Source organism: Microbacterium sp. VKM Ac-2923, assembly GCF_022815605.1.
In the GTDB taxonomy this organism is placed as follows: domain Bacteria; phylum Actinomycetota; class Actinomycetes; order Actinomycetales; family Microbacteriaceae; genus Microbacterium.
Genome location: NZ_JALGRP010000007.1, coordinates 1 through 21,549, shown reverse-complemented (window position 1 = coordinate 21,549; position 21,549 = coordinate 1). Strand labels below are relative to the sequence as shown.

The 21,549-nt window shown below is 66.7% G+C and carries 20 protein-coding genes and 1 tRNA gene; 8 read left to right on the top strand and 13 right to left on the bottom strand.

Going from position 1 to position 21,549, the window contains the following annotated elements; all coding sequences use genetic code 11:
• Positions 1 to 2: 2 nt before the first annotated feature.
• The gene (locus tag MT347_RS12360; RefSeq protein WP_243501490.1) at positions 3 to 929 is read left to right on the top strand and encodes a rhomboid family intramembrane serine protease; all 927 of its coding nucleotides are present in this window, start codon (positions 3 to 5) and stop codon (positions 927 to 929) included.
• Between the two features lie 51 nt (positions 930 to 980).
• Here MT347_RS12360 and MT347_RS12355 read toward each other — a convergent pair whose 3' ends face one another.
• Positions 981 to 1,220 carry a cell division protein CrgA gene (locus MT347_RS12355; RefSeq protein WP_243501489.1) on the bottom strand — a complete coding sequence of 80 codons (240 nt, stop codon included), beginning with the start codon at positions 1,218 to 1,220 and terminating at the stop codon, positions 981 to 983.
• 54 nt (positions 1,221 to 1,274) lie between these two features.
• Between MT347_RS12355 and MT347_RS12350 the strand changes: the two genes are divergently transcribed.
• Genes MT347_RS12350 through MT347_RS12340 form a run of 3 tightly spaced genes read left to right on the top strand, consistent with a single transcriptional unit; the run spans position 1,275 to position 2,892 of the window.
• Complete coding sequence (locus MT347_RS12350; RefSeq protein WP_243501488.1) at positions 1,275 to 2,084, top strand: class E sortase; 810 nt, start codon at positions 1,275 to 1,277, stop codon at positions 2,082 to 2,084.
• The gene (locus tag MT347_RS12345) at positions 2,084 to 2,239 is read left to right on the top strand and encodes a hypothetical protein (protein ID WP_243501487.1); all 156 of its coding nucleotides are present in this window, start codon (positions 2,084 to 2,086) and stop codon (positions 2,237 to 2,239) included. The genes MT347_RS12350 and MT347_RS12345 overlap by 1 nt, the downstream gene beginning before the upstream one ends.
• A complete protein-coding gene (locus tag MT347_RS12340; RefSeq protein ID WP_243501486.1) occupies positions 2,236 to 2,892 on the top strand; it encodes a gamma-glutamyl-gamma-aminobutyrate hydrolase family protein in 657 nt (218 codons plus the stop codon). Before MT347_RS12345 ends, MT347_RS12340 begins: the two co-directional genes overlap by 4 nt.
• Here the strand turns inward: MT347_RS12340 and pknB are convergent.
• The 7 genes from pknB to MT347_RS12305 are packed head-to-tail and all read right to left on the bottom strand — an operon-like array spanning position 2,864 to position 11,768.
• Positions 2,864 to 4,564, bottom strand: coding sequence for a Stk1 family PASTA domain-containing Ser/Thr kinase (gene pknB, locus MT347_RS12335; RefSeq protein ID WP_243501485.1), 1,701 nt, complete (start codon positions 4,562 to 4,564; stop codon positions 2,864 to 2,866). The two genes, MT347_RS12340 and pknB, sit on opposite strands and share 29 nt — an antisense overlap.
• Positions 4,565 to 4,591: 27 nt before the next feature.
• Positions 4,592 to 6,346, bottom strand: a complete 1,755-nt coding sequence (locus MT347_RS12330) for a serine/threonine-protein kinase (protein ID WP_243501484.1) — start codon at positions 6,344 to 6,346, stop codon at positions 4,592 to 4,594.
• A complete protein-coding gene (locus tag MT347_RS12325) occupies positions 6,343 to 7,797 on the bottom strand; it encodes a penicillin-binding protein 2 (protein WP_243501483.1) in 1,455 nt (484 codons plus the stop codon). The genes MT347_RS12330 and MT347_RS12325 overlap by 4 nt, the downstream gene beginning before the upstream one ends.
• Before the next feature lie 49 nt (positions 7,798 to 7,846).
• Positions 7,847 to 9,250 carry an FtsW/RodA/SpoVE family cell cycle protein gene (locus MT347_RS12320; protein WP_243501482.1) on the bottom strand — a complete coding sequence of 468 codons (1,404 nt, stop codon included), beginning with the start codon at positions 9,248 to 9,250 and terminating at the stop codon, positions 7,847 to 7,849.
• Complete coding sequence (locus MT347_RS12315) at positions 9,247 to 10,485, bottom strand: PP2C family serine/threonine-protein phosphatase (RefSeq protein ID WP_243501481.1); 1,239 nt, start codon at positions 10,483 to 10,485, stop codon at positions 9,247 to 9,249. Before MT347_RS12315 ends, MT347_RS12320 begins: the two co-directional genes overlap by 4 nt.
• A gap of 9 nt (positions 10,486 to 10,494) precedes the next feature.
• Positions 10,495 to 11,034, bottom strand: a complete 540-nt coding sequence (locus MT347_RS12310) for an FHA domain-containing protein (protein ID WP_243501480.1) — start codon at positions 11,032 to 11,034, stop codon at positions 10,495 to 10,497.
• On the bottom strand, positions 11,031 to 11,768 hold the full coding sequence (locus MT347_RS12305; RefSeq protein WP_243501479.1) for a DUF3662 and FHA domain-containing protein: 738 nt from the start codon (positions 11,766 to 11,768) through the stop codon (positions 11,031 to 11,033). The genes MT347_RS12310 and MT347_RS12305 overlap by 4 nt, the downstream gene beginning before the upstream one ends.
• Before the next feature lie 154 nt (positions 11,769 to 11,922).
• Between MT347_RS12305 and MT347_RS12300 the strand changes: the two genes are divergently transcribed.
• A tRNA-Leu gene (locus MT347_RS12300) sits at positions 11,923 to 12,006 on the top strand.
• A 381-nt stretch (positions 12,007 to 12,387) separates the two neighbouring features.
• On the opposite strand, the gene MT347_RS12295 is transcribed toward MT347_RS12300, so the two are convergent.
• Both MT347_RS12295 and MT347_RS12290 read right to left on the bottom strand, forming a co-directional pair.
• Positions 12,388 to 12,630: a hypothetical protein gene (locus MT347_RS12295; protein WP_243501478.1), complete on the bottom strand. Its 243-nt coding sequence runs from the start codon at positions 12,628 to 12,630 to the stop codon at positions 12,388 to 12,390.
• A gap of 193 nt (positions 12,631 to 12,823) precedes the next feature.
• Entirely contained in the window at positions 12,824 to 13,162 is a 339-nt protein-coding gene (locus MT347_RS12290) for a hypothetical protein (protein WP_243501477.1), read from the bottom strand.
• 269 nt (positions 13,163 to 13,431) lie between these two features.
• Between MT347_RS12290 and MT347_RS12285 the strand changes: the two genes are divergently transcribed.
• The 3 genes from MT347_RS12285 (at position 13,432) to MT347_RS12275 (ending at position 17,957) form a co-directional block, all read left to right on the top strand.
• On the top strand, positions 13,432 to 15,558 hold the full coding sequence (locus MT347_RS12285; RefSeq protein ID WP_243501476.1) for a hypothetical protein: 2,127 nt from the start codon (positions 13,432 to 13,434) through the stop codon (positions 15,556 to 15,558).
• Between the two features lie 334 nt (positions 15,559 to 15,892).
• Entirely contained in the window at positions 15,893 to 16,837 is a 945-nt protein-coding gene (locus MT347_RS12280; protein WP_279391318.1) for a DUF4238 domain-containing protein, read from the top strand.
• Between the two features lie 736 nt (positions 16,838 to 17,573).
• A complete protein-coding gene (locus MT347_RS12275; protein WP_243501474.1) occupies positions 17,574 to 17,957 on the top strand; it encodes a hypothetical protein in 384 nt (127 codons plus the stop codon).
• Here the strand turns inward: MT347_RS12275 and MT347_RS12270 are convergent.
• The 3 genes from MT347_RS12270 to MT347_RS12260 all read right to left on the bottom strand — a co-directional run.
• Positions 17,954 to 19,078, bottom strand: a complete 1,125-nt coding sequence (locus MT347_RS12270) for a hypothetical protein (RefSeq protein ID WP_243501473.1) — start codon at positions 19,076 to 19,078, stop codon at positions 17,954 to 17,956. The two genes, MT347_RS12275 and MT347_RS12270, sit on opposite strands and share 4 nt — an antisense overlap.
• Entirely contained in the window at positions 19,075 to 20,100 is a 1,026-nt protein-coding gene (locus tag MT347_RS12265) for an ImmA/IrrE family metallo-endopeptidase (RefSeq protein WP_243501472.1), read from the bottom strand. Before MT347_RS12265 ends, MT347_RS12270 begins: the two co-directional genes overlap by 4 nt.
• Positions 20,101 to 21,299: 1,199 nt before the next feature.
• Positions 21,300 to 21,549, bottom strand: a 250-nt coding sequence (locus tag MT347_RS12260; protein ID WP_243501471.1) for a histone-like nucleoid-structuring protein Lsr2, incomplete at its 5' end; no start/stop codon positions are given.

Here is a 21,549-nt window from a genome sequence, read left to right as displayed (position 1 = left end):
GGGTGTCCACCACCGAGGAGTTCCGTCGCAACAGCGACAACTTCTGCTACCGGCATCCCGACCGGCAGAGCTTCGTGCTGTGCCAGCGGTGCATGCGCACCGTGTGCTCGGAGTGCCGCACCCCCGCCGCCGTCGGCGTCATCTGCCCGGAATGCATGGCCCAGCAGCAGTCTGCTCAGACGCCCGCCCAGAAGAAGGCGGAGCGACGCTGGTCCTCACGCTCGATGACCGTGGTCGCCGCGGGGCGCCCGCGGGTGACGCTCACCATCGTCGCCATCACGGGGCTGGTCTACATCATCGGCCTCATCCCCGGTGCGCGGGGGTTGATCTCCAACCTCCTCGCCTTCAACAGCTACTACCTCATTCCGCAGGCGGGCGTGTTCCAACCGTGGCGGCTGTTGACTGTCGCGCTCGTCCATGACGGGTTCTTCCACGTCGCCCTGAACATGCTGGCCCTGTGGTTCATCGGGCGCAGCCTGGAGCCCCTGCTGGGACGCGCCCGCTTCCTCCTGCTCTATCTGTTGGGCGCACTGGGCGGCTCCGTGGCCGTGGCGTTGCTCGCCCCCGGAGTCTGGACGGTCGGCGCATCGGGGGCGATCTTCGCGCTGTTCGGGGCACTGCTGGTCATCGGGCGCCACATCGGCGCCGACATTCGCGTCATCGGCATCCTGATCGCCGTCAACTTCGCGTGGCCATTCGTTCTGGCCGCGATCAACGCGATCAGCTCGGGCGACTTCCTCGGCTCGCTGACCGCCGTCGGCATCTCGTGGCAGGCCCACCTCGGGGGTCTGGTAACCGGCGCACTGGTCGGACTGATCTACGCGCGCACGCGCACGCCGGCTCTCCGCGGCGCGCAGATCGGTCTGCTCGTGGGGCTGAGCGTCGTGCTCATCGCGCTTCTCGCGATCCCCGCCGTCATCTTCGGGTAGAAGTTATCCACAGGTTCATCCACAGATGGGGATGAATTACACGGGTGTAAGTCAGCGCCACCGCGTGGTCATGAGGAAGCCCACGAAGGCGATTCCGAAGCCGATCACGAGGTTCCAGGCGCCGATGCCGGGAATCGGGAAAGTGGAGTTGCTGAGGTAGAAGACCAGCACCCACACGAGACCGACCAGCATGAGACCGATCATGATGGGCAGGAACCACACCGGGTTCGGAGCCGAGTTACCGTCGTTGCGTTCAGCGATCGGGTCGTCGCCTTTGCCAGTTCGAGCCATGGGCCACAGTCTAATGCTCAGGTGCGGTCGAACCCACGGAACTAGACTCACCCCGTGCAGACCGACACGCAGCCGCAGACCCGCCGTGCCCGGCGCTCGGCGTCGGCGCCCGCACCGGCGCCGCGTCCGCGTCGGCGCGTGTCCGTCGTCGGCGTGATCGGAGACCTCCTCGTCACGGCGGGTGTCGTCGTGCTGCTGTTCGTGGTCTGGCAGTTGTGGATCGGTGACGCGATCATCGGGGCCCAGTTCAAGGACGAGGGCAAAGAACTGAGCCAGCAATGGGCGGCCGACCCCGTGGCCCCCTCTCCCACCGCGTCCGTCGTGCCGGGCCAGCCCACCGGACCTCCGACCACAGAGCCTCCCGTGCTCGGACAACCGGGCGATGCCGAACGTTTCGGTGTGGTCTACATCCCGCGTCTCGGGCCGGATTATCACTTCACTGTCGCGGGCGGCGTCAGCGCGTCGCGGACTCTCGACCCGATCGGCCTCGGACACTACCCCGATACCGCGATGCCCGGCCAGGTGGGCAACTTCGCGATCGCCGGCCACAGGGGAAGCCACGGGGCGCCCTTCGCCGACCTCCCGTCCCTCCGTGTCGGCGACGCCGTGGTCATCGAGACCCAAGAGGGCTGGTTCACGTACCGCTACCGCAATCTCGAGTACGTGCAGCCCGACGGCGTCAACGTTCTGCTGCCCCTTCCGCAGCAGCCCCAGGTCGAGGCCACCGACCGCATCATCACGATGACGACCTGCAGCCCGCGCTACGGCTTCTCGGAGCGGGCGATCGCGTACGGCGTCTTCGAGTCGTTCACGCCGCGCACCGATGCCGGCCCACCGCTTTCCCTTACTACTGGAGCAGCCTGATGTACGGAGCCCTCTGGCGAGTCCTGCCCGGTCCGTGGTGGGTGCGTCTGCTCATCGTGCTCGTCCTGCTCGCCGCGGTGCTGTACGGACTGTTCTTCTCCGTCTTCCCCTGGGTGAGCGACATCGTCTATCCCCAGGAGGTCACGGTCGAGTGAGGGCGTGGCGCGTCGCGATCGTCGACAATCGCGACAGCTTCGTCCACACCCTCGCCGGCTACGTGCGCGACCTCGGTGCCGAAACGGTCCTGAGCGCGGCGGATGAACCCGGGCTGGCCGATCGGATCGTCGGGTCCGCCGATGCGATCCTCGTGTCACCCGGCCCGGGACATCCCGACGACGCCGGCGCGTCCGTCGAGGTCGTGCGTGCCGCGTACGCCGAGGGCGTTCCGCTGTTGGGCGTCTGCCTCGGGCACCAGGCGATCGCCACCGCCTTCGGGGCGCGCGTCGGGCACGCACCCGAACTGCTGCACGGCATCACCAGCGTCATCCATCACGGACGAGCCGGGGTTTTCCGCGACCTGCCGGACCGGTTCGTCGCCACCCGGTACCACTCGCTGGCCGTGGAGCCCGGCTCGATCCCCGACGAGCTCGAGATCACGGCGTCGACCGAGGGGGGTGTCGTGATGGGCCTCCGACATCGTCGCGCGCCCATCGAGGGCGTGCAGTTCCACCCCGAGAGTGTGCTCACGGAGGGCGGTCACCTCTTGCTCGGGCGGTGGCTCGAGGATGCGGGACTCTTCGGAGCCGCGGCGCGCGGCAGAGTGCTTCACCCGCGCGGGGTCAGGAGCCCGAGCACACCGTCAGCGTGATCTCGCTGTGCACGGGCACCTCGCCCGGTGCCAGCGACTGCGTGGCGACGGTCGGCGGCGACGCGGCGGGGCATCCGGGATCGTCCTGTCGCCTCACCGTCAGTTGTTTCTCGTAGGACTCCAGCTCGCGTTGCGCGGCCTCGAGGGTATAGCCGGTGTAATCGACGATCACGACCTGACCACTCGCGATGACGAGGTTGACCGTCGTGCCCTTGGCGACCGCCGTCCCCGTCTCGATGCTCGAGGAGATCACCGTCCCCTCCGCGAGCGCGGGGTCGTTCTGGCGGCGGATGGACCCGATCGAGAGACTGGCGGCCTCGAGTGCCGAGCGCGCCTCGTTCTCGTTGATGCCCTGGAGTGTCGGAACGGTTGCGGTGTCGGGACCCGTCGAGACGTAGACGGTGATCTTCTGCCCCGCCGCCACGCTCGTGCCCGCTTCCGGGACGGTGCTCACGACGTTGCCGGCAGCGACCTTCTCGTCGGACTCGTTCACTCGTGCCGTGGTCAACTGCTGTTCGGTCAACGTCTCGGCCGCACGGTCGTACGACATGTCGACGACGTTCGGCACCGTGAGCGAGGTCGTCGGTACGTCGTTGTTCGGCTGGATCTGCATGACCCAGATGAGTACGGCGACGAGCAGGACGGCGAGGACGCTGACGCCGGCCCAGATCCACGCGACGGGCGGCCCCGCTTGCGTGCGGCGCATCGTCGTGTCCGTGCTGAGCTGGCGGAGTGAGCGGGCCGTCTCGGCTGCCTGACGGGGATTGGGTCCGTACAGTTCGTTCGACAGCGCCGACATCTGTCGTTTGGTGGGCGCCTGGCCGTCGGCGGTCTCGTCGAGCGCCTCGCGGAAGCTCGCGGCATCCTGCGGTCGCTGGAACGGGTCCTTGGCGAGGGCGCGCAGCACGATGGCATCCAGGGCCCGAGGGATGGACTCGACGATCTCGCTGGGCGGGAGCGGTGCTTCGCTGACGTGCTGGTACGCGACGGCGACCGGAGTGTCGCCCCGGAAGGGCGGCCGGCCGGTGAGCAACTCGTACAGCACCACGCCGGTGGAGTACAGGTCGGCCCGGGCGTCGACCGATTCACCCTTCGCCTGCTCGGGCGAGAAATAGGCGGCCGTGCCGACGATCGCCGTCGTCTCGGCGACGGTCGATGAGGAGTCAGACACCGCGCGGGCGATGCCGAAGTCCATCACCTTCACGCGACCGGAGTCGGTGATCATGACGTTGCCGGGCTTGATGTCGCGATGCACGACGCCCGCTCGGTGCGAGTACTCGAGGGCTTCGAGGATGCCGTCGACGTAGCGGAGCGCGTCGTCGGTCGGAACATCGCCCTGCGCGATGACGTCCTTGAGCAGACGCCCGTGCACGAGCTCCATGACGATGTACGGCACGGGGCGCTCGACCCCGTCGATGCCGGTCTCGGCGTCTTCGCCCGCATCGAACACCCGCACGATGGTGGGGTGCGCCATGCGCGAGGCCGCTTGCGCCTCCAGTCGGAAGCGCGTTCGGAACGCCGCATCGCCGGCCAGATCGGCCTTCAGGATCTTGATGGCCACGGTGCGGCCCAGCGTCTGGTCGTATCCGCGATAGACGCTCGCCATCCCGCCGCGACCGATGAGGTCGTCGACGCGATAGCGCCCGGAAAGGACGCGCGTCTCAGTGGTCACGGATGGATCTCCTGGCGTGGGGGGTGGTCAGCTGCTGGGCGATGCGGTCGGGGTGGGCGTGCTGTTGCCCCCCGTGATCGACGCCGACGCCTCGCCGGACGGTCCCGCCTGACGGTCGGGGCTGCCCGAGCAGCTCACGGTGTAGGTGACCCGGAGCGACTGGCCTGCGGAGTTGCTGACCTTCAGAGCGGCGTTACGTGCCTCGGGCGGGAAGGACGCCGTCGACTGACCGTTCGTGTCGAACGTGCCGTTGGTCGCCGTGAAGTTGTAGGACGTGACCGAACCGGTGCCCGACGGGCAGGTGTACTGCTGCCACGCCACCTGGATGTCGCTTCCGGCCGCGACCGATGCTCCGGGGAGGGTCGGGGTGCCGGGCGCCTCGAGAGGCGTCTGCTCACCGTAGAACCGCACCGTGATGGTCGTTCCCGATTCGACGCCGCCCGTGGGGTTCACGTTGTAGATCAGGCCGACGTCACTCGCCTGCGTCGCCGCATTGCCCGCCTGGCAGTCGGCGACGAGCTCGTTGTCTTCGAGGATGGCCCGAGCCTCATCGCAGGTCTTACCCTCGAGGCCGAGCGACGACACCTCGACGCGCTGCGCGGTGGGCGTGGGCGTCGGCGTCGCCGACGTCTGCGAGGGTGTGGGCGTCGGGGTCGGCGTGGCGCTGGTCGGAGCAGGCTCGGGCTCGCTCTGATTGGAGATCAGGTTGAACAGCGTCACACCCAGCACGAGGGCCAGCAGCGCGATGAGGGCGATGAGAGGCCACGTCCAGCGCGAGCGCTTCTTCTGCGGCGCGACGTCTTCTTCTGCGTGCTCCTCGGTCAGCAGCGACGTGGCCGCAGCAGGCGTCGGCATCAGGCGAGTCGCTGCGGCGGTCTGGCCCGCGGTCAGCAGCTGCGTGGCGTCGTCGGCCACCGCGGCACCCGCGGCGACGGCCGGAACGGCGGCGACGGCGGCGGTCAGGTCGCCACGGCGGAGAGCCGTCGCCGCGCGGGACACGGCGGCCGAGGAGGCCGGACGGTCGTCGGGCTTCTTGGCGATCATCGCCATGACCAGGTTCTGCACGGGAACCGGGACGGTCGGCGGCAGCGGCGCAGGCTGCTCGTTGATCTGCGCCATCGCGATGGCGACCTGGGACTCGCCCGTGAAGGGCCGCTTGCCCGCCAGGGACTCGTACGCCACGATGCCGAGCGAGTAGGTGTCGGTCGCCGGGGAGGCCGGGTGACCCGACGCCTGTTCGGGCGAGAGGTACTGCACAGTGCCCATGACCTGACCGGTGGCGGTCAACGGCACCTGGTCTGCGATGCGCGCGATGCCGAAGTCGGTGATCTTGACGCGACCGTCGGGCGTGATGAGCAGATTGCCCGGCTTGATGTCGCGGTGCACCAGCCCCGCGGCGTGCGCGGCCTGCAGTGCGGCCGCTGTCTGGGCGACGATATCGAGCGTCTTGTCGGTCGAGAGAGACCCGTCGCGCTCGAGGATCGTGGACAGGGCCTCGCCGGGGACGAGCTCCATCACGAGGAAGGCGCTGCCGTCTTCTTCGCCGTAGTCGAACACGCTGGCGATGCCCTCGTGATTGACGAGGGCCGCGTGCCGGGCCTCGGCGCGGAAGCGCTCGAGGAAGCCCGGGTCGCCCATGTATTCGTCTTTGAGGATCTTGATGGCGACGGTTCGTCCGATGACGTGGTCGGTCGCCTCCCAGACCTCACCCATGCCGCCGATCGCGATCCGCGAATCGAGCTCGTACCGCCCGCCGAAGGTCACACCCTGTGTCGGTCTCATGTACCCAGCACCGCCTCCATGACCTTCTTCGCTATCGGGGCGGCGATCTCGTTGCCGCTCCCGTTCTGCCCCTGGCCTCCGCCGTTCTCGACGACGACGGCGACGGCGACCCGGGGGTCGACCGCCGGCGCGAAGCCGGTGAACCAGAGAGTGTAGGGACGGGAATCGTTCTCCGCGGTACCGGTCTTACCCGCTACCTGAACCCCGTCTATTCTTGCATTCGAAGCCGCGCCGTCCTGGACGTTCGCCGTCATCATCGACACCATCTGCGACGCGATGTCGGCCTCCAACGCTCGGCCGAACTCGCTGCCGTTGCCTTCGCGCGCAACCGACAGGTCGGGTTTGATCACCCGATCGACCATGCGCGGGTTCATCACCACGCCGCCGTTGGCGATACCCGCCGACACCATCGCCATCTGCAGGGGTGTCGCGCGCACGTCGCCCTGTCCGAAGCCGCTGAGAGCGGTCTGCGGTGCGTTGGGCGAAGCGGGGTAGGTGGATGCCGCGGACTGCAGCGGCATCGAGAACTGCGTGTTGAAGCCGTACTTCTCGGCTTCGGCGCGGATGGCGTCGTCGCCCAGGTCGACGGCCAGCTCCGCGAACGGGATGTTGCAACTCAGCCGGAGGGCGGTCGCGATCGTGACGGTATCGCCCTCACCGCAGGTGCCGCCGCCGGCGTTGCTCACGACGTTCGTCGACTGCGGCAGGGTGTAGGCGGCGAGGTTGGGAAATGCAGAGTCGGGCGTGTATCGACCGGATGCCAGGGCCGCCGAGGCCACCACCAGCTTGAACGTCGACCCGGGAGGGTTCAGGTCTCCCTCGATGGCCCGATTGTCGAGCGGCTTCGAGGGGTCGGCGACGAACTGTTCGTACGCCGCGTTCACGGCATCCGTGTCGTGCGACGCGAGGGCGTTGGTGTCGAAACTGGGCGTGGACACCATCGCGAGGATGCGGCCCGTGGCGGGTTCGATCGCCACGACGGCGCCCTGCAGGTCGCCGAGCGCGTCCCAGGCCGCCTTCTGCACCCCGGCGTCGAGCGAGAGTTCGACGTTGGAGCCGCGCGGAACCTGGCCGGTGATCGCGCGATCGATGCGCGAGAAGTACTCGTTGTTGTCGGAGCCGCTGAGCACGCCGTTCTCGGTCGCCTCGATGCGGGTCTTGGAGTCGAGGATCGGATTCATGTAACCCGTCACGGGTGCCCACATCGCGGCATCCGTGTACTGGCGCTGCCAGCTGTAGACGTCGTCCGACGGGACGGATGACGCGATGGCGGTGCCGCTGACGATGATCGATCCGCGCTGGACTTCGTAGGAGTCGTACAGGGCGCGGGTGTTGCCGGCGGTGTTCGTCAGACTGCCGGCCTGGACGACCTGGATGATGCTCGTCGAGGCGAACAGGGCCAGGAACATCGCGAGCATGACGATGCTGAGGCGTCGGAGCTCTTTGGTCACGGGGCCTCCTCCGTCATCGGGGTGTCTGCGGTCGGGGACGTGTGCGTCATCAGCCGATCACCACCCGGGGGCGGCTGCGGACCGCGTCGGAGATGCGCAGCAAGAACGCCACGATGATCCAGTTCGCGATGAGCGAGGATCCGCCGGCGGCGAGGAAGGGGGTCGTCAGACCGGTGAGCGGGATGACGCGGGTGACGCCGCCGACCATGATGAAGACCTGCAGCGCGATGGTGAACGAGAAGCCCGTGGCGAGGAGCTTGCCGAAGTCGTCTTGACCGGCGAGCCCGATGCGGATGCCGCGGCTGGTGAAGACCATGTACAGCGCCAGGATCGCGAACAGGCCGACGAGACCGAGCTCTTCGCCGAGGCTGGGGACGATGTAGTCGCTCTGCGACAAGGGCGTGATGGACGGACGCCCCTGACCGAGACCGGTTCCGAAAAGTCCGCCGTGCGCAAGGCCGAAGATCCCCTGGACGAGCTGGTAACTGCCGCCCGGTCGGTCGATCACCTCGGGATCGAACGCGCCCAGCCAGTTGGCGAAGCGTCCGTTGACATAGGGGAGGACACGGGATGCCAGGAACGCACCGCTGGCGACCAGCACGAGACCGATGAAGACCCAGCTGGTCTTGCCTGTGGCGACGTAGAGCATCGCCACGAACATGCCGAAGATGAGCAGGCCCGTACCGAGGTCGCGCTGGAGCACGATGATGCCGAGCGAGACGAGCCAGATGATGAGCACCGGCCCGAGCTCGCGAGCGCGCGGCCACGTCATGAAGAGGAAACGCGTGCCGGTGGAGGTGAGGCTCTCGCGCGTACGGACCAGGTACCCGGCGAAGAAGATCGCCAGGCAGATCTTGGCCAGCTCTCCGGGCTGGAACGAGACGAAGCCCAGTGAAACCCAGACGTCGGCGTTCTGGTCGGTGCCCAGGCCCGGCACGAACGGCAGGAGCAGGAGCAGGATGCCGACGAGGCCGAACAGATACGTGTAGCGGAAGAGCACGCGGTAGTTGCGCACGAAGATCAGCACGGCGAGGGCGGCGACCATCGCGATCACGGCCCAGGCGATCTGGCGGTTGCCCGTGGCATCCCATCCGCTCGCCTGGTCGGCCAGGTCGATGCGGTAGATCATCGCGATGCCGAGACCGGTGAGGACGGTGGCGATGGGGAGGACGAACGGATCGGCGTCGCGGGCGCGCAGGCGCAGCACGACGTGCGTCACCAGCGCGAGGACCGCGGGGATGCCGGCGAGGATGAGGAAACCCGTCTCGACGGCGCCCGTCGCTCCCAACTGCACGAGGGTGACGGCAGAGCCGTAGACGGCGATCGCGAAGACGAGCAGGCCCAGCTCGCGGTTGCGCTGCGTGGCCGGGACGCGGATCTTCTTGAGGGCGCGCATGACGGCCGTATCGGTGGACACGGCGTCCGTCGATCGGGTGAGCTTCTGGTCTGTCATCCGCTTGCCCCCTCCGCGGGTCGCAGGCGATCGACGATGCGCTGAGCGTCGGCGAAGGATCCCGCAGAGATGGTGGTCTCGATCGTCTGGCGATCGACCTCCGACAGGTCGGCCAGTGCGATGTCCGTGTCCTCGTAGACCGTCGAGAGCGACAGCGGTCCGATGGACTGCTGGATGCCGCGGTAGATGACGACCGAGTTCTCATCGGCGCCCACGTAGTACCGCGTCTGGGTCCAGTTGTAGCCGGCGTACAGGCCGAACCCGATGCCGGCCAGCACGATGAGCAGGGCGGCGAGCCAGCCGAAGCGGCGTCGGCGCGCGCGGCGTCGGTCTTCTTCGATGAGCTCCTCGAGGAACTCGGCGGCGGGTTCGAAGTGGGTGGGCTCGTTTGCCACCTGGCGGGCGTGGTGCAGCCAGCCGGACCGACCCGAACGCGCTGCGGGGACGACGACACCGCTCGGATTCGACGCCGATCCGACGATCGTCGGGGTGCCGATGAACACGGGATGCTGACCGCCCACGTCGACGATCACGACGGTGACGTTGTCGGGGGCGCCGCCGTCGAGCGCCTGCTTCAGCAGTGCGTCCGCCGTGCGTGCCGGCGGCATGCCGAGGGCGAGGGTCTTGGCGGTGTGGTCGTCGTCGACGACGCCGGACAGGCCGTCGGAGCACAGCAACCAGCGGTCGCCGTCCTGGGTCGGCATGATGAAGCTGTCGACCTCGGGGTCGGGGTCCATGTCGCCGAGGACGCGCATGAGCACCGAGCGACGCGGGTGGTACCTCGCCTCTTCGGGGGTGATGCGACCCGAGTCGACCAGACGCTGCACGAAGGTGTGGTCGGCGGTGATCTGGGTCAGAGTGTCGTCTCGGTACAGGTAGATGCGCGAGTCGCCGATGTGCCCGATCACGGCATAGTCGTCGACCATCACCAGAGCGCTGACGGTGGTGCCCATCCCCGCGAGCTCAGGGCGCCGGCCCACGGTGTCGATCAGCTCGGTGGCGGTGTCCGACAGGGCGTCGCGGATGGCGTGCTCCGCCTCGGTCGGCGAGCGGAACGGCTGGTCGAGTTCGGTGAGACGACCGATGGCCAGGCTCGAGGCCACGTCACCACCGGCGTGTCCGCCCATGCCGTCGGCGACCACGAAGAGGTTGGACCCGGCGTACCCGGAGTCCTGATTGTTGGAGCGCACCTTGCCCGTGTGGGAGATGGCGGCGCTCGAGCCCTGGAAGACCATGAAGGTGGCTTACGTCCTCAACTCGAACGTCGTGGCGCCGACCTTGATGGGTGCGCCGACCTTCACCTGTACGGGAGCGGCCACGCGCACGCCGTCGTGAGAGGTGCCGTTCGTGGAGTCGAGGTCCTGCAGCATCCACTGGTCGCCCCAGAGGACGAGGCGGGCGTGGTGGCTCGAGGTGTAGTCGTCGCGGATGACGAGACCGGACTCGCTCGAGCGACCGATCGTCAGCGGCTCGGTGCCTAGCGGGAGCTCGAGGCCCGCCTTGGGCCCGCTGGTGATCACGATGCGCGAGACGGCCGAGGTGGTGGCGAGACCGCCGACCCGCGCCGGAGCCGGGGCGGGGGGACGCTTGACCTGCGTGGTGACGGCGTCGGGCGATGCGACCGGGGTCGCGGCCGCCGGAGCGGGGGATGCCACGGGCTCGGGAAGCTTTCGCACCTTGACGCCGAAGAGGTCGGCGCGCAACGAGTAGACGACGCCGAAGACGAAGAACCACAGCAGAACGAGGAACCCGCCCTGCAGCAGGAGAAGAGTCAACTGACTCATGAGTGGGGTCCCCGTTCCCGGACGTCGAAGATGCTCGTGGCGTCGGGCGCCTGCGGGCGCCGCGGCGGCTGCGCCTGCGCGACCACACGGAACACGATATTGGTGCGACCGATCGAGATCGTCGAATCCGGCGGCAGCGCGGCCTCGGACACCTTGCGACCGTTGAGCGTCGTGCCGTTGGTGGACCCCAGATCGCGGACCATCGCGCGCTCACCGTCCCAGAGGATCTCGACGTGCTTGCGGCTGGTGCCGGCGTCGGGGATGGTGATGTCGGCGTCGCTGCCGCGGCCGATGACGGTGCGGGCTCCGGTGAGCGGATGCCGCGTGCCGTCGATGTCGACCACGCCACGCCAGGCGATGCGCCCCTCGGTGGTCTGCGAGTCCACACGCAGGGTTCCGGTCGACAGTGAGCCGTCGCGCTCGATCGAGATGGCCACGGGACCGGCGAAGGAGTAGCCCTGCGTGCGCGCGTGCTTCTTGACCAGGGTGTCGAGCTCGGAGACGAGGGTCGAGCCGAGGGCGCTCATCTTCTCGTCGTCGGCGGGGGAGAGGCGCACCGAGAACGTATTGGGTGCGAGGATGCGGTCGCGAGTGACGACCACGGCCTTCTTGTCGAGCTCACTGCGGAGGGCCGAGGCGATCTCCACCGGCTGGATGCCACTGCGGAAGGTCTTCGCGAACGCACCGTTGACGGCGCGTTCGAGACCTTTCTCGAAACTGTCGAGTAGTCCCACGAGACTCCTTCGGGCAGGCAGACCAGTAGGCACATCGTAGTCAGCACGGCTGGACAGGTCATGGATGCCGGTTACGGGGCCTGCGTTTCGTGACGCGGTGGCCGCCGTGATATTCTCGGGAAGTTGGTCGCGTGGCATCCTCGGTGCCGCGCACGCGCGAGTGGCGGAATAGGTAGACGCGCTGGCTTCAGGTGCCAGTGCCTTCACGGGCGTGGGGGTTCAAGTCCCCCCTCGCGCACACAACGAAGAGGGCCCCGGGTTCATCCCGGGGCCCTCTTCGTTGTGTGCGGGAGGGTCGGCCTTGTAACCCGTTCTGGGTTGGGCCCCAACCGCCGGAGGCTCCGCGCGCCGCGGAGCGGCGTGTGGAGGGGCGGTAGGGAAAGTCCCCCCTCGCGCACACAACGGCCCTCTTACTTTTTGTGAGAGTGGCCTCTCAGGAAATGTGCGAAAAGGGCCGGCCGAGGTGAGAAACCTTGGCCGGCCCTTTGTTTTGAGGCCTGCGGTACAGGCCCGATGAGGTCGCCCGCGCCAGTTCGGCCACCCGCGACATGCCGGACCGACACGAATAGCCCCTCGCGGGGCAGTTTGTCGTTTGTTCGGTTCTGAGGTGGGGGGGCGGCTAGACCTGCTGCACCTCGGCGGCATCGCGGGGCGCGAGTCGGTTGTCATGCTCATCGGTGCGACGGCGGGCGCGCGTCCCCTTCCTCGGTACCTCGCGGTCCACGGCGTTCTTCAGGAACGTGACGACGCGGCGCATGTTGGATACGGTCGCCACGACGACGACGGCCAGCGCCTGGTAGGCGTAGCCGTGGGGGCGACGTTGAAGCCGGTTGCCGAGGTCATCGTGCGCGTCGTCCTTCATAAACTGGTTGTTCGCTTCGACGTGGTTACGTGCTCGGGCTGGCGCGGCCGTGTACAGAGTGACGTCTGACGGTCGCGGGGCGGCCACCCCAGCGAGCCATCAAGGCTGGCGTCGCCGACAATACATTCACCGCGCAAACGGCGAAGTGGCCGGGCGGCACCCGCGCGCCCGGCCACCTGCTACTTACCACCTGCTAGCACCGAGGGACACCCGACTGATTCGTGACGAAGGATGAGTGAACGTACAGCCACATCGGGTTGGGGCGGCTGCCGATGTTGACGTACGCCAGGAACCATCGGTTGCTCGAATAGTTGCCCGTCGCCCATCCGCCGTCCGTGTAGCACTTCACCCACGAGCTCTGACCCTTCGGGTTCCTCCAGCCGTCGGAGGTAACCCAACCGACCAGGTTGTTCGGGTAGACCCCAGCGTCCCAGCGGGCCGCGGCTCCCGCCTGGACCGTCATAGTGGCGTAGCCGGCGGCGCTGGCGGGGGCTGCGACTCCGAGCGAGCCGGCCATCACCAGTGCGGCCATCACTGCGACGGACGCGAGGCGGCGGCGGCTACGCGCAGGACGGACGGGCGTCTTCAGTGCAGTCCGGCTGGCGTCGCACTCGCCTGTCCCCCGCTGAAGCATCGTGTTGATCGACATTGGCTTCCCTTTCCTTTGTCGACGCCGGCTGGCGCCTGGAGACCAGAATCGAGGCCGCGCTCGCGCGAGCGAAGCGCTCGCCAGCGCGACGCACAGAACTGTCAGTACTGTTCGAGACACCGCAGAACGCTTGACAACCCGGGAGGACCCAAATGTCCGAGATTTCGTCGGTGGACGCGACAAACCTCGCCGCTCGCTTCAAGCTGGCGATGTCCCAGGGAACCTTCGACGCGGACGTCTCCGAGCTCGGAGCCGCCGCGAAGCTGATGGTCGACTCGAGCGGCACCCCACGTCGAGACGGGTTGGCGTTAGCTACAGTCTTCCTGCGAGAGAGCGTGAAAGCCTTCCAGGCCTCGACCACCGCTTGGTTCAATGCCCCGCACACGGCAACTCAGGTCGCTGACACCGTCTCAAGCCTGTGGGGTATCAACTCGGCGCCCCTGACCACGCGGCAGCTCGGAGCGCAGCACGGGGTTGCACCTGTGACCGTGCGGAGATGGGCGTCGACGGTGTTACATGACGATGCGTTCTTGAGGCGCCTCGCTGAGGTGAGCGCCCAGATTCCCGCGCTCCCCGCGACACCCCACAGAGCGTCCCTCTTTCCATGGTCGGGCTCTGCAAGCACCTGGCCCCCTGCGCACGCTTGTCAGGCGATGGTCTCGCGCACTCGAACGATGATGAAGTGGCCGGTGGGCGAGGTAGACGACGCGGGCATCGTTGAGATACTTCGCGAAGCCGTGATTGCGCGGCTGCACGACTACTACGCGAGCCCCCAGCACGCGCTCGAATTGCGGCACTTTGCCACGAAGTACAAGAATCCATGGGTATCGACGACCAGTACGTTGATACCGCAGCGGCCCCCAGTGCTCGCAGCGGATGCCTCGACCGAGCGTCGACGCCTTGTCGACTCGGTGGCCCTAGTCGTTCAGACGACGTTCTACCTGCTGCTAAGGAACGCACCGGAGGAGCGGACGCTCCTGCACGCGGTTAACGAACAGCGCCGGGCTACGGCGCGCACTCTTGAGATCTTCTCCCACGCCCCCGTGCAGCCTCGGGCTGGTGTGGCCAACCCTTTGACGCATTCTGAGATCGCAAAGGCGGAGGAAGAGGTAAACGCGAGGTCGTTGACCAGGGGATCCGACCGCCTTGCATCGGTTGGATCTCGACCCAGCGCGTCGGAGCTTTTGGCCCTCGCCAACGAAATCCGAGGTCTGTCGCGCGCTGAGCGGGTGAAGCCGGTGAATGACTACCTGGCATTGCGCGCGCTTGTGGAGGATGAACACACATCCGAGACGGATGCCCTCATTCTCGCGCTCGCTGATCAATCTGTGCACCACGACGTCATGGAACTCGGTAACTACGCTCTGCTGCGCCACGCCAGTGCTCTCGCAGACCGAAATCATAGGAGTCGGGCGCGGTGGGCATACGCGATCCTTGATCTCCGGAACCTCTCCTTGCACATCAAGAAGGGCGGGGACTACCGAGGGGCGTTAAAAGCACTCCGCGCTGCGTACGAACGCATGATCTACCTGCTTGATCGGTATCGCGATTTCCAGGAGGGACGCCGGTTCGTCGAGGTCCACCAGCAGGTCGCTCTGGCGCTGGCCGGTTTCTTCATCAACCTGAGCGAGCTCCTTCTCGCGACCGGCGCCGCTCCCGCACTACTGAGACGAAGCCTTGAGCTCGGACAACGATGGGTGGGCACCGCCCGCGCCGAATTGGAGGTCCTGGAACACGGCGGGCTGCCCGACGTTCGACATGTTGACCACCACATCTCATCAACCTCCTGGCGTGTACAGACAAGAGTGATGCATGTGCGAGTCCTTCTTCTCCGCCACATGGCAGGGGAGTCGGGAAGTCTGGGAAGAACCCCCGTCGACCAGCAAGTGATGCTGCCAGATATCGAACCCTTGTTTCGTGAGCTTCTCAGACTCTCGGATCTTCGGCCGGGGGCCGCAGCGGAAATCGTGAAGCTCGCGATGTGGTGGGCATTTCTCGACGACGGTTGGGTCCCGGCGGAATTTGGCCTGTCGGACGCCCTGCGCCACCTGTGGTTCATCGACGGTGACCCTGCGACCCTCGGGCTTCACGGGGACAGCCGGACCCGTGTCAACCTGGACGAAGCCACCGCCTGGTTGGACTTGAGAGGCCAGGACGCGGGCGTCGTCAGACACCTCGACGAGTCGGGCGCGGCCTATCACCTGTTGGAGGAAAGAAGCGGTCGTCGCTTCGGTGCGTGGAGGAGGGGAAACCCTCCGGCAAAGTCGTTCCCCGGATGACCTAGCCTGGTCAGCCCCGCGGTGCGCTCCTGCTCGCGTTGTGCGATTTGAACTTTCGTCCTCGCCTCCCGATGCGGTTCGACCAGTCCACGGTCACCTCGAAGGTGAACTCCCCTACCGTCACCTTCGCGCCGTCCAATATTTTCCTGCATGTACCGCCATACGAGGCTGCGGCCGACGAGTTCTTCTGATCCAGGGGGGCCTCGGACTCTTCATTGCGGTTGCTCCCCGGCCAGGATCTTGTGCCTGTCGAAGCGCGGGTGTTGTCTGTTTCTTGGATGGCCGCGCCGTCACGTAAAGCCGCGAGCGTACCCCGAGCAGCCAGTCAAGATCTATGACGAATCGCCAGTCTCGGGCGGCAAGATTCGCTGGAGAGCACAAGGTTGATTCGAAGGGGGCAACTACCGTGCGCCGACGCCATCACACTGTTCCGCAGATGTACCTGCGGTTCTTTGCCGATGAGGCTGAGCAGGTTCGCTTGGTGTCGCGGCACGATCCGAGCCGCTCACATCGTTCAGCGCTACACAACGCCGTAACGGAGGCCGGTTTCTACCGCATCGAGGTGGCCGAACTCGCGCGCGAGGAAGATCGCGCGACATTCGACCCGGAAAGTGTGGAGGAGGGTCTTAGCGGCTTGGAAGGGGCGGCAAAACCGACCCTCATGAAGCTTGTTTCCTCCGGGCTGACGCACTTTGAAGACGCCGACTGGTATCGGCTCTATCAGTTCGTTGCGCTCCAAACGGTGCGAGGTAATCGATGGCGGTCACAGCTCAAGGCGGCTCTGACCCGACCGATTCGGGACCACTACGTCGCCACGGGCTTGATCTCAGGGGCGGAAAAGTTCCCCCTCGTCGTCCCGCCCAAGGCAATGCTCGTTCAAGAAAGTCTGAAGATGGCGCTGGGAACTGGCGAGGACGGCGACATGGGGCTGCTCCGCTTTCTCGCAGACAAGAACGTCCGTCTCATTCGCCCCGGCGACACCGCCGTCCTCACCAGCGACGAGCCGGTGTGTTGGTGGGCGCCAGGTGAAGAGGAGCCCGGCTACGCCCACGCGGCGGTGGTCTGGTTGCCCTTGACCCCACGGTTGATAGTGCAGTTTCGCGCGCGCAGCTTTGACGCTGCGGCGGGCGGGTTGCCCACAGGGGACGACGAACTGGCGGCGTTCATAAACGGAAGGGTCGCGTCACAGGCGGAGCGTTGGATCGTCCACCATCCCGCTGACACTCCTCTCGCTGGGGTTACGCTGGCGCCGAGTTCGGACACCCCCTCCGCTGGCTGAGGGGGCGCGCATGCACACGACAAGCGACGGACGGTTGGCCTTCGTAGGCTCGCTACCAAAGACACACTCATCACCAGCCTCCGAGGAAGCCAGCTCAGCGGCGCGGCTGATTACCGTGTTCTGGTGACCCTCATTCCATTGTCCTTCGTGGAGCGCCGCCCGGTGAAGAAACGCACACGGTGGCACGTGTTCGAGCCATCGGATCAGTTCGTGGAGCCTTGGTGGGAATCTCAATATTCAGTTCACGATTTCGAGCATTGGATCTCTGCCTACCGCGAATCTCATGAGGTGGCGCGTTGCAAGTTTGTTTTCGACGTGCGCCCCCAGTCTCACCCCCTTCTCGGGGAGATGCCGCACGGCCAGCTAGACATACTCGCCCTCGAGGTTGCGGTCCGGGACCGTGGTCGGGGCACTGGTCGGGAAGTGGTTCGCACGATCCGCAGGATGTACCCGCTACCCCTGTTGACTGCGCTCAACGACACCGACGAATCGCGCGGGTTCTGGGACAGCATGGGGTGGGCGAGACGCGAGCACCCGCACCCGCTCTTTCGCTCCGAACGCGTCACCTACTCCGAGGGGTAGGACGGTTCCTCGGGCCTTCGGGCAGGGGCGCGCTCGACCGTGACCCACGCATGCGCATATGGAATCGGGCGCTCATGAGACAGCTGGACGCGCGTTGATGCGACCGATGTCGGACGGGTCTGAAAGCCTGGTGTCAGACTGGTATCGTCCCGGGGTGGTGAGTGATGTGAAGAAGGTCCGAGAGGTACCGCGGTTCCGTGCCCGCCTGCGCGGCGAAGACGTGTTCTGCACAGTCCGTCTCGAAAGCCCCGACGCTCTGAGTGTCGCCGTCGAGACTGCCGCGACGTCGCTCAAGGAGGGCCTGCGGGCCGTCTCGAAGTTCGCCGGCTACTGTGAACGCACCCTGATCCTCGATAGCTGGGAGGAGGCTGCATGGGCCGAGGTCATGGCGTCCTACTTCGGGTTCGGTCTCACTATTGCGAACAAGGGTGTTCGCTGCGAGGTCATGCCCCCCCCGACGAGCTCAGACTCCAAGATGACGGGTGCCCGTCGCCAGTTCATCCGGCGGGTCATCGAGCAGCAAGAAGCGAATAGCTAGCTCGCCGCCCACGCGGCCACGTCGGTCGGCACGTTCCAGGGGCGTCCGATGGTGGCACCGGTCATCTCGTGCGCGACGACCGCATCCTGAGCGAGCGCCCGCCACCTACTGGGCCGCTCTTTCACCGGAGTATGCGCGAGAGTGTTCGCGTACCAGGCGATTACCGCGTGACTGTGCCGCGCTGCCGCCGCGTGGTCGTTTTCGGTGAACCGGTCGATGGGGGCGCCATCGCATTCGAGGCAGCCGCACGTCGGTGACGGTGCGCCCACGTAGATCTCTTCGCGCATCGCCCGAGTCTTCATCCAGTGCATGTGTCCGGGGATGAGGACGTACGGAGTGGCGTCATCCGGCCGGCGCGCGTGCCCGGAGGCGTTCGGTGGAGTGAATCGGCGGGTGCTGGGGGCAGTGCCGATGGCGGTACCCATCCCGCCCGATGCGAAGGCTGCGAGGCCTGCCAGGTCCGTTCGCCAGCCGAAGGCGTGGGTCGCTGAGGCGATCTCGCGGTACAGCTCCTGCCTGCCCTTGCCGTCGAGCGGGTTGGTTGACGACCCGAACGCGAGCAGCACGGGGTGAACGCTCTCGTTGAGAGCCGCGATGAGGAACTGCTTGTGTTTCTTTCTCAACCAACCGGCGGCAAGGTACAGCGGGAGCGCGATGTCATCGCCCCCGAGCTCGTTCGCTGCGAACACCAGCCCGCGGAGTGCTTCGTGATCCCCTGCTTCGACGAAGCCGGCCGGGAGTACGACCACGGATGCGCCGGAGGTTCGCTGCGCGTTGAGGATCTCGCCGAGGTTCGGCGCGGGAATGAGCGCGTCGTCGTCGCTCGGGAGCAGCCACGGAGCGTCCTCGGTGGCGGTGTGGTCTTTGTGGGAGTTGCTTTCGGCGAGGATGACAAGTTCGGGGAACATCTCCCGGAGCTTGCGCACCTTCTTGTGCCGCTCAGCCCCTGTGACCACGAGGCCTTCGTACGTCGGGTCGAGATGCCCGGCCATTGAGTCGGCGGTCTCCCAGTTGATGATGGTGAGGACGCGACCCTCGAGAATGTCCCGGGCGCGGCGCCGGGATGGGGCAACGACCGCCTGTGTCATCACAGCCGTGCCGAACGGGCTGACGGCGTTCATACGACCTCCAAGTACTGGCGTTGCAGTTCGTCGACGGAGATGAGCGCGTCGTCGGCAAGCTGCGAGATGGTTTCGCCTTTGGCGAGACGCTTCGCGATAGCGCGTTCGACAAAGCCGGGCAGTTCTGGGTTTACGTGGACCGGTTCGTTCTTGCGGTAGCCGCTCTGGGACAGTTCGATGTTGAGGCTTCGGTACTGCGAGTCGTTGATGGCGCCGACGTCGCGGGCGCGGCGGGCGAGGGCGGCGATGGATGTGCCCCAGATCGGCTTGAGCGCGGCCAGTCGGGGGAGGGTGGCGCCGACGAGTGCGTCCTTAATGTCCTTTCGAGGCATGAGGAACTCGGAGGCGAACTCGTCGGCCTGTCGCTCGCAGTCAGCGCAGGGAACTGCGTGCATGACGGCGTGACCGAGTTCGTGCGCGACCGTAAAACGCAGCCGGTCGCCGGGTGCGCGCGAGCTGAGCAAAATCACGGGTGTCGCGTCGTCAGGCCAGCTGGCGATGGCATCGACTCGCGCTGACGACACGTCCCACATCAAGCAGGGCACGCCGTGCGATTCCAAAAGGTCGACGATGCTAGGGACAGGCCCCGGCGGAAGCCCCCACATCTTGCGCACCTCGCGGGCGCGGTCTGAAGGTGTGTACAAGCCGTTCTCCGGCAGGGGAAGGTGTGGGATCGACGATCCGAGATCGTCGTCGCGGAGGAGGCGGCTGAGTCGAACGTGAGCGAGAACCATGTCCGCGTGCAGCTTGTGGGATGCCTTCGCTGGGAGAGACGCCTGCTTGCGGTGGAAGACCCGCGCATGGGGCGCGGACATCGTCGTGCCGTCGATGAGCGAAACCGGCACGCCAAGCGCCTTCGCCAACGCGCTCATCCTGGCCGGGTCCGGCGTGAGGTTCCCGCTCTCCAGTTTCGAGATGACTCCCTGGGCCACCCCCGACGCTGCCGAGAGTTCCGCCTGCGTCAGCCCATGCGCGACGCGCGACGCTTCCAGGAGCGAAGCTGAGGCGGCGGTGGAGAACATGTCCACGACGCTAACACATACCGCATTCAATATTGCGAATAATTCCGAATATTGAATGATCGATTGCGGCCACGCTGGCGACCGCGGGCATGCACCGCCCACGGCGTGGGCTGACCGTCCGACGTATCAAGCCCGTCTTGCGTAGGTGCTGGTGTCATCAGCTCCATCCTCCCGATGAGCATCAGAGACGACTAGCTCCGCGTCGGCATGGAGCGCGGGTCTCCCGCCCACCGTCCGTTGCTGGGGTGGCGGAGCCGTCCGTTCACAGCGCTTCCGTCTCACCGACGAGCTCCGCGCCTCGCCTCGAACGCGACGAAGCAATGCGCACCGGCACGTTCAGTAGAAGCGCGGGCCGCCTGCGTCAACTGTTCACTCTCCCCATCCCGGCCGAGGTTCGCGCGACACAGTAGGCCCCTGCGTCTTCGCCAACGCTCGCGACCCCAACACCTGAGGCTGATGTCCGAGGTGCGCCGTAGGGTTCACAGCGTCGTCGAGTTCTTTGAGCGGGTCGTCGCTTAGCCAGGTGTCCTCGAACTCATGGGTCACCGCTGAATCCTTGCGTGTCGTTAGTGGGGAACCTCGCGGGACAAGCGCGCCCGCCCGGCTTACGGCCCGGCTGTCGGCACAGAAATCTGCCGACAGCCGGGCCTGGCGAGGCCCCAGGGAGGCTTCGAGCCCTCAAGGACGTCGTCGTCGACGCTCACCTCAAAAAATGCCTCCGATCGGGGAATGAATGGGTGACGTGGAAAATCTTGGGGCTTACGGCGGAAAGGTGGCGGAACGGTCTGCGAGGAGCCCTTGAACCGTAAGGGGTTGGGGATTTACTGATAGCGCCACATAACGAAGAGGGCCCCGGGTTCATCCCGGGGCCCTCTTCGTTGTCTGCGGGGTACATCCACCCCGCCAGGGGTGAGCTCGACGCCGTCCGGGACTCCGCTCGGCGGGTGAGCTGGAACGCCCGATGGGCGCCGCCGAACCGCCCGACGACGGCGGCAGGGCACCGCACACGCCATGCGCGCACGACACCGCCGCATCCACTCTCCGAACGCGCCGGCATCCGGGCTGAGCACGCGTGAGGCCTGAATGTTCCTCACGCGGGCCCCGATCGCTCCGGCGTCGTACGAGCACGCTGATCGCATCCGCGAGCACGCGCGCGCGGCGACGCCTCGGACGCACCCCGTGCACCCGGGCGGTGCGACTCAATACCGAGAACGCGCGCCCGATGCTTGCGACGCATAGGCGTCGAGGACGGCGTCGCTGATGCGACCGCGGTCGGACACCTCGAGATTGTTCGCCCGAGCCCAGTCGCGGATCGCGCGACGCTTCATCGTGCGCTGCGACCTCGTCAGATGGTGTGCGTGTTCGAAGCCCTCGGTCCTGGCGGCGGCGATGAACGGCGCCAGGGCCTCACGGAGCTTGTCGGTGTTGGCTCGCGTCAAGTCGATGGAG

What these genes read in the sequence shown, in the direction of transcription:
- MT347_RS12290 (WP_243501477.1), bottom strand. Translation starts at nt 13,162, where the DNA reads ATGGCCGCACTGGTGATGGCCGGCTCGCTCGGAGTCGCAGCCCCCGCC.
- MT347_RS12285 (WP_243501476.1), top strand. Translation starts at nt 13,432, where the DNA reads ATGTCCGAGATTTCGTCGGTGGACGCGACAAACCTCGCCGCTCGCTTC.
- MT347_RS12295 (WP_243501478.1), bottom strand. Translation starts at nt 12,630, where the DNA reads ATGAAGGACGACGCGCACGATGACCTCGGCAACCGGCTTCAACGTCGC.
- MT347_RS12330 (WP_243501484.1), bottom strand. Translation starts at nt 6,346, where the DNA reads ATGAGACCGACACAGGGTGTGACCTTCGGCGGGCGGTACGAGCTCGAT.
- MT347_RS12315 (WP_243501481.1), bottom strand. Translation starts at nt 10,485, where the DNA reads ATGGTCTTCCAGGGCTCGAGCGCCGCCATCTCCCACACGGGCAAGGTG.
- MT347_RS12320 (WP_243501482.1), bottom strand. Translation starts at nt 9,250, where the DNA reads ATGACAGACCAGAAGCTCACCCGATCGACGGACGCCGTGTCCACCGAT.
- MT347_RS12310 (WP_243501480.1), bottom strand. Translation starts at nt 11,034, where the DNA reads ATGAGTCAGTTGACTCTTCTCCTGCTGCAGGGCGGGTTCCTCGTTCTG.
- MT347_RS12345 (WP_243501487.1), top strand. Translation starts at nt 2,084, where the DNA reads ATGTACGGAGCCCTCTGGCGAGTCCTGCCCGGTCCGTGGTGGGTGCGT.
- MT347_RS12270 (WP_243501473.1), bottom strand. Translation starts at nt 19,078, where the DNA reads ATGAACGCCGTCAGCCCGTTCGGCACGGCTGTGATGACACAGGCGGTC.
- MT347_RS12280 (WP_279391318.1), top strand. Translation starts at nt 15,893, where the DNA reads ATGACGAATCGCCAGTCTCGGGCGGCAAGATTCGCTGGAGAGCACAAG.
- MT347_RS12265 (WP_243501472.1), bottom strand. Translation starts at nt 20,100, where the DNA reads ATGTTCTCCACCGCCGCCTCAGCTTCGCTCCTGGAAGCGTCGCGCGTC.
- MT347_RS12355 (WP_243501489.1), bottom strand. Translation starts at nt 1,220, where the DNA reads ATGGCTCGAACTGGCAAAGGCGACGACCCGATCGCTGAACGCAACGAC.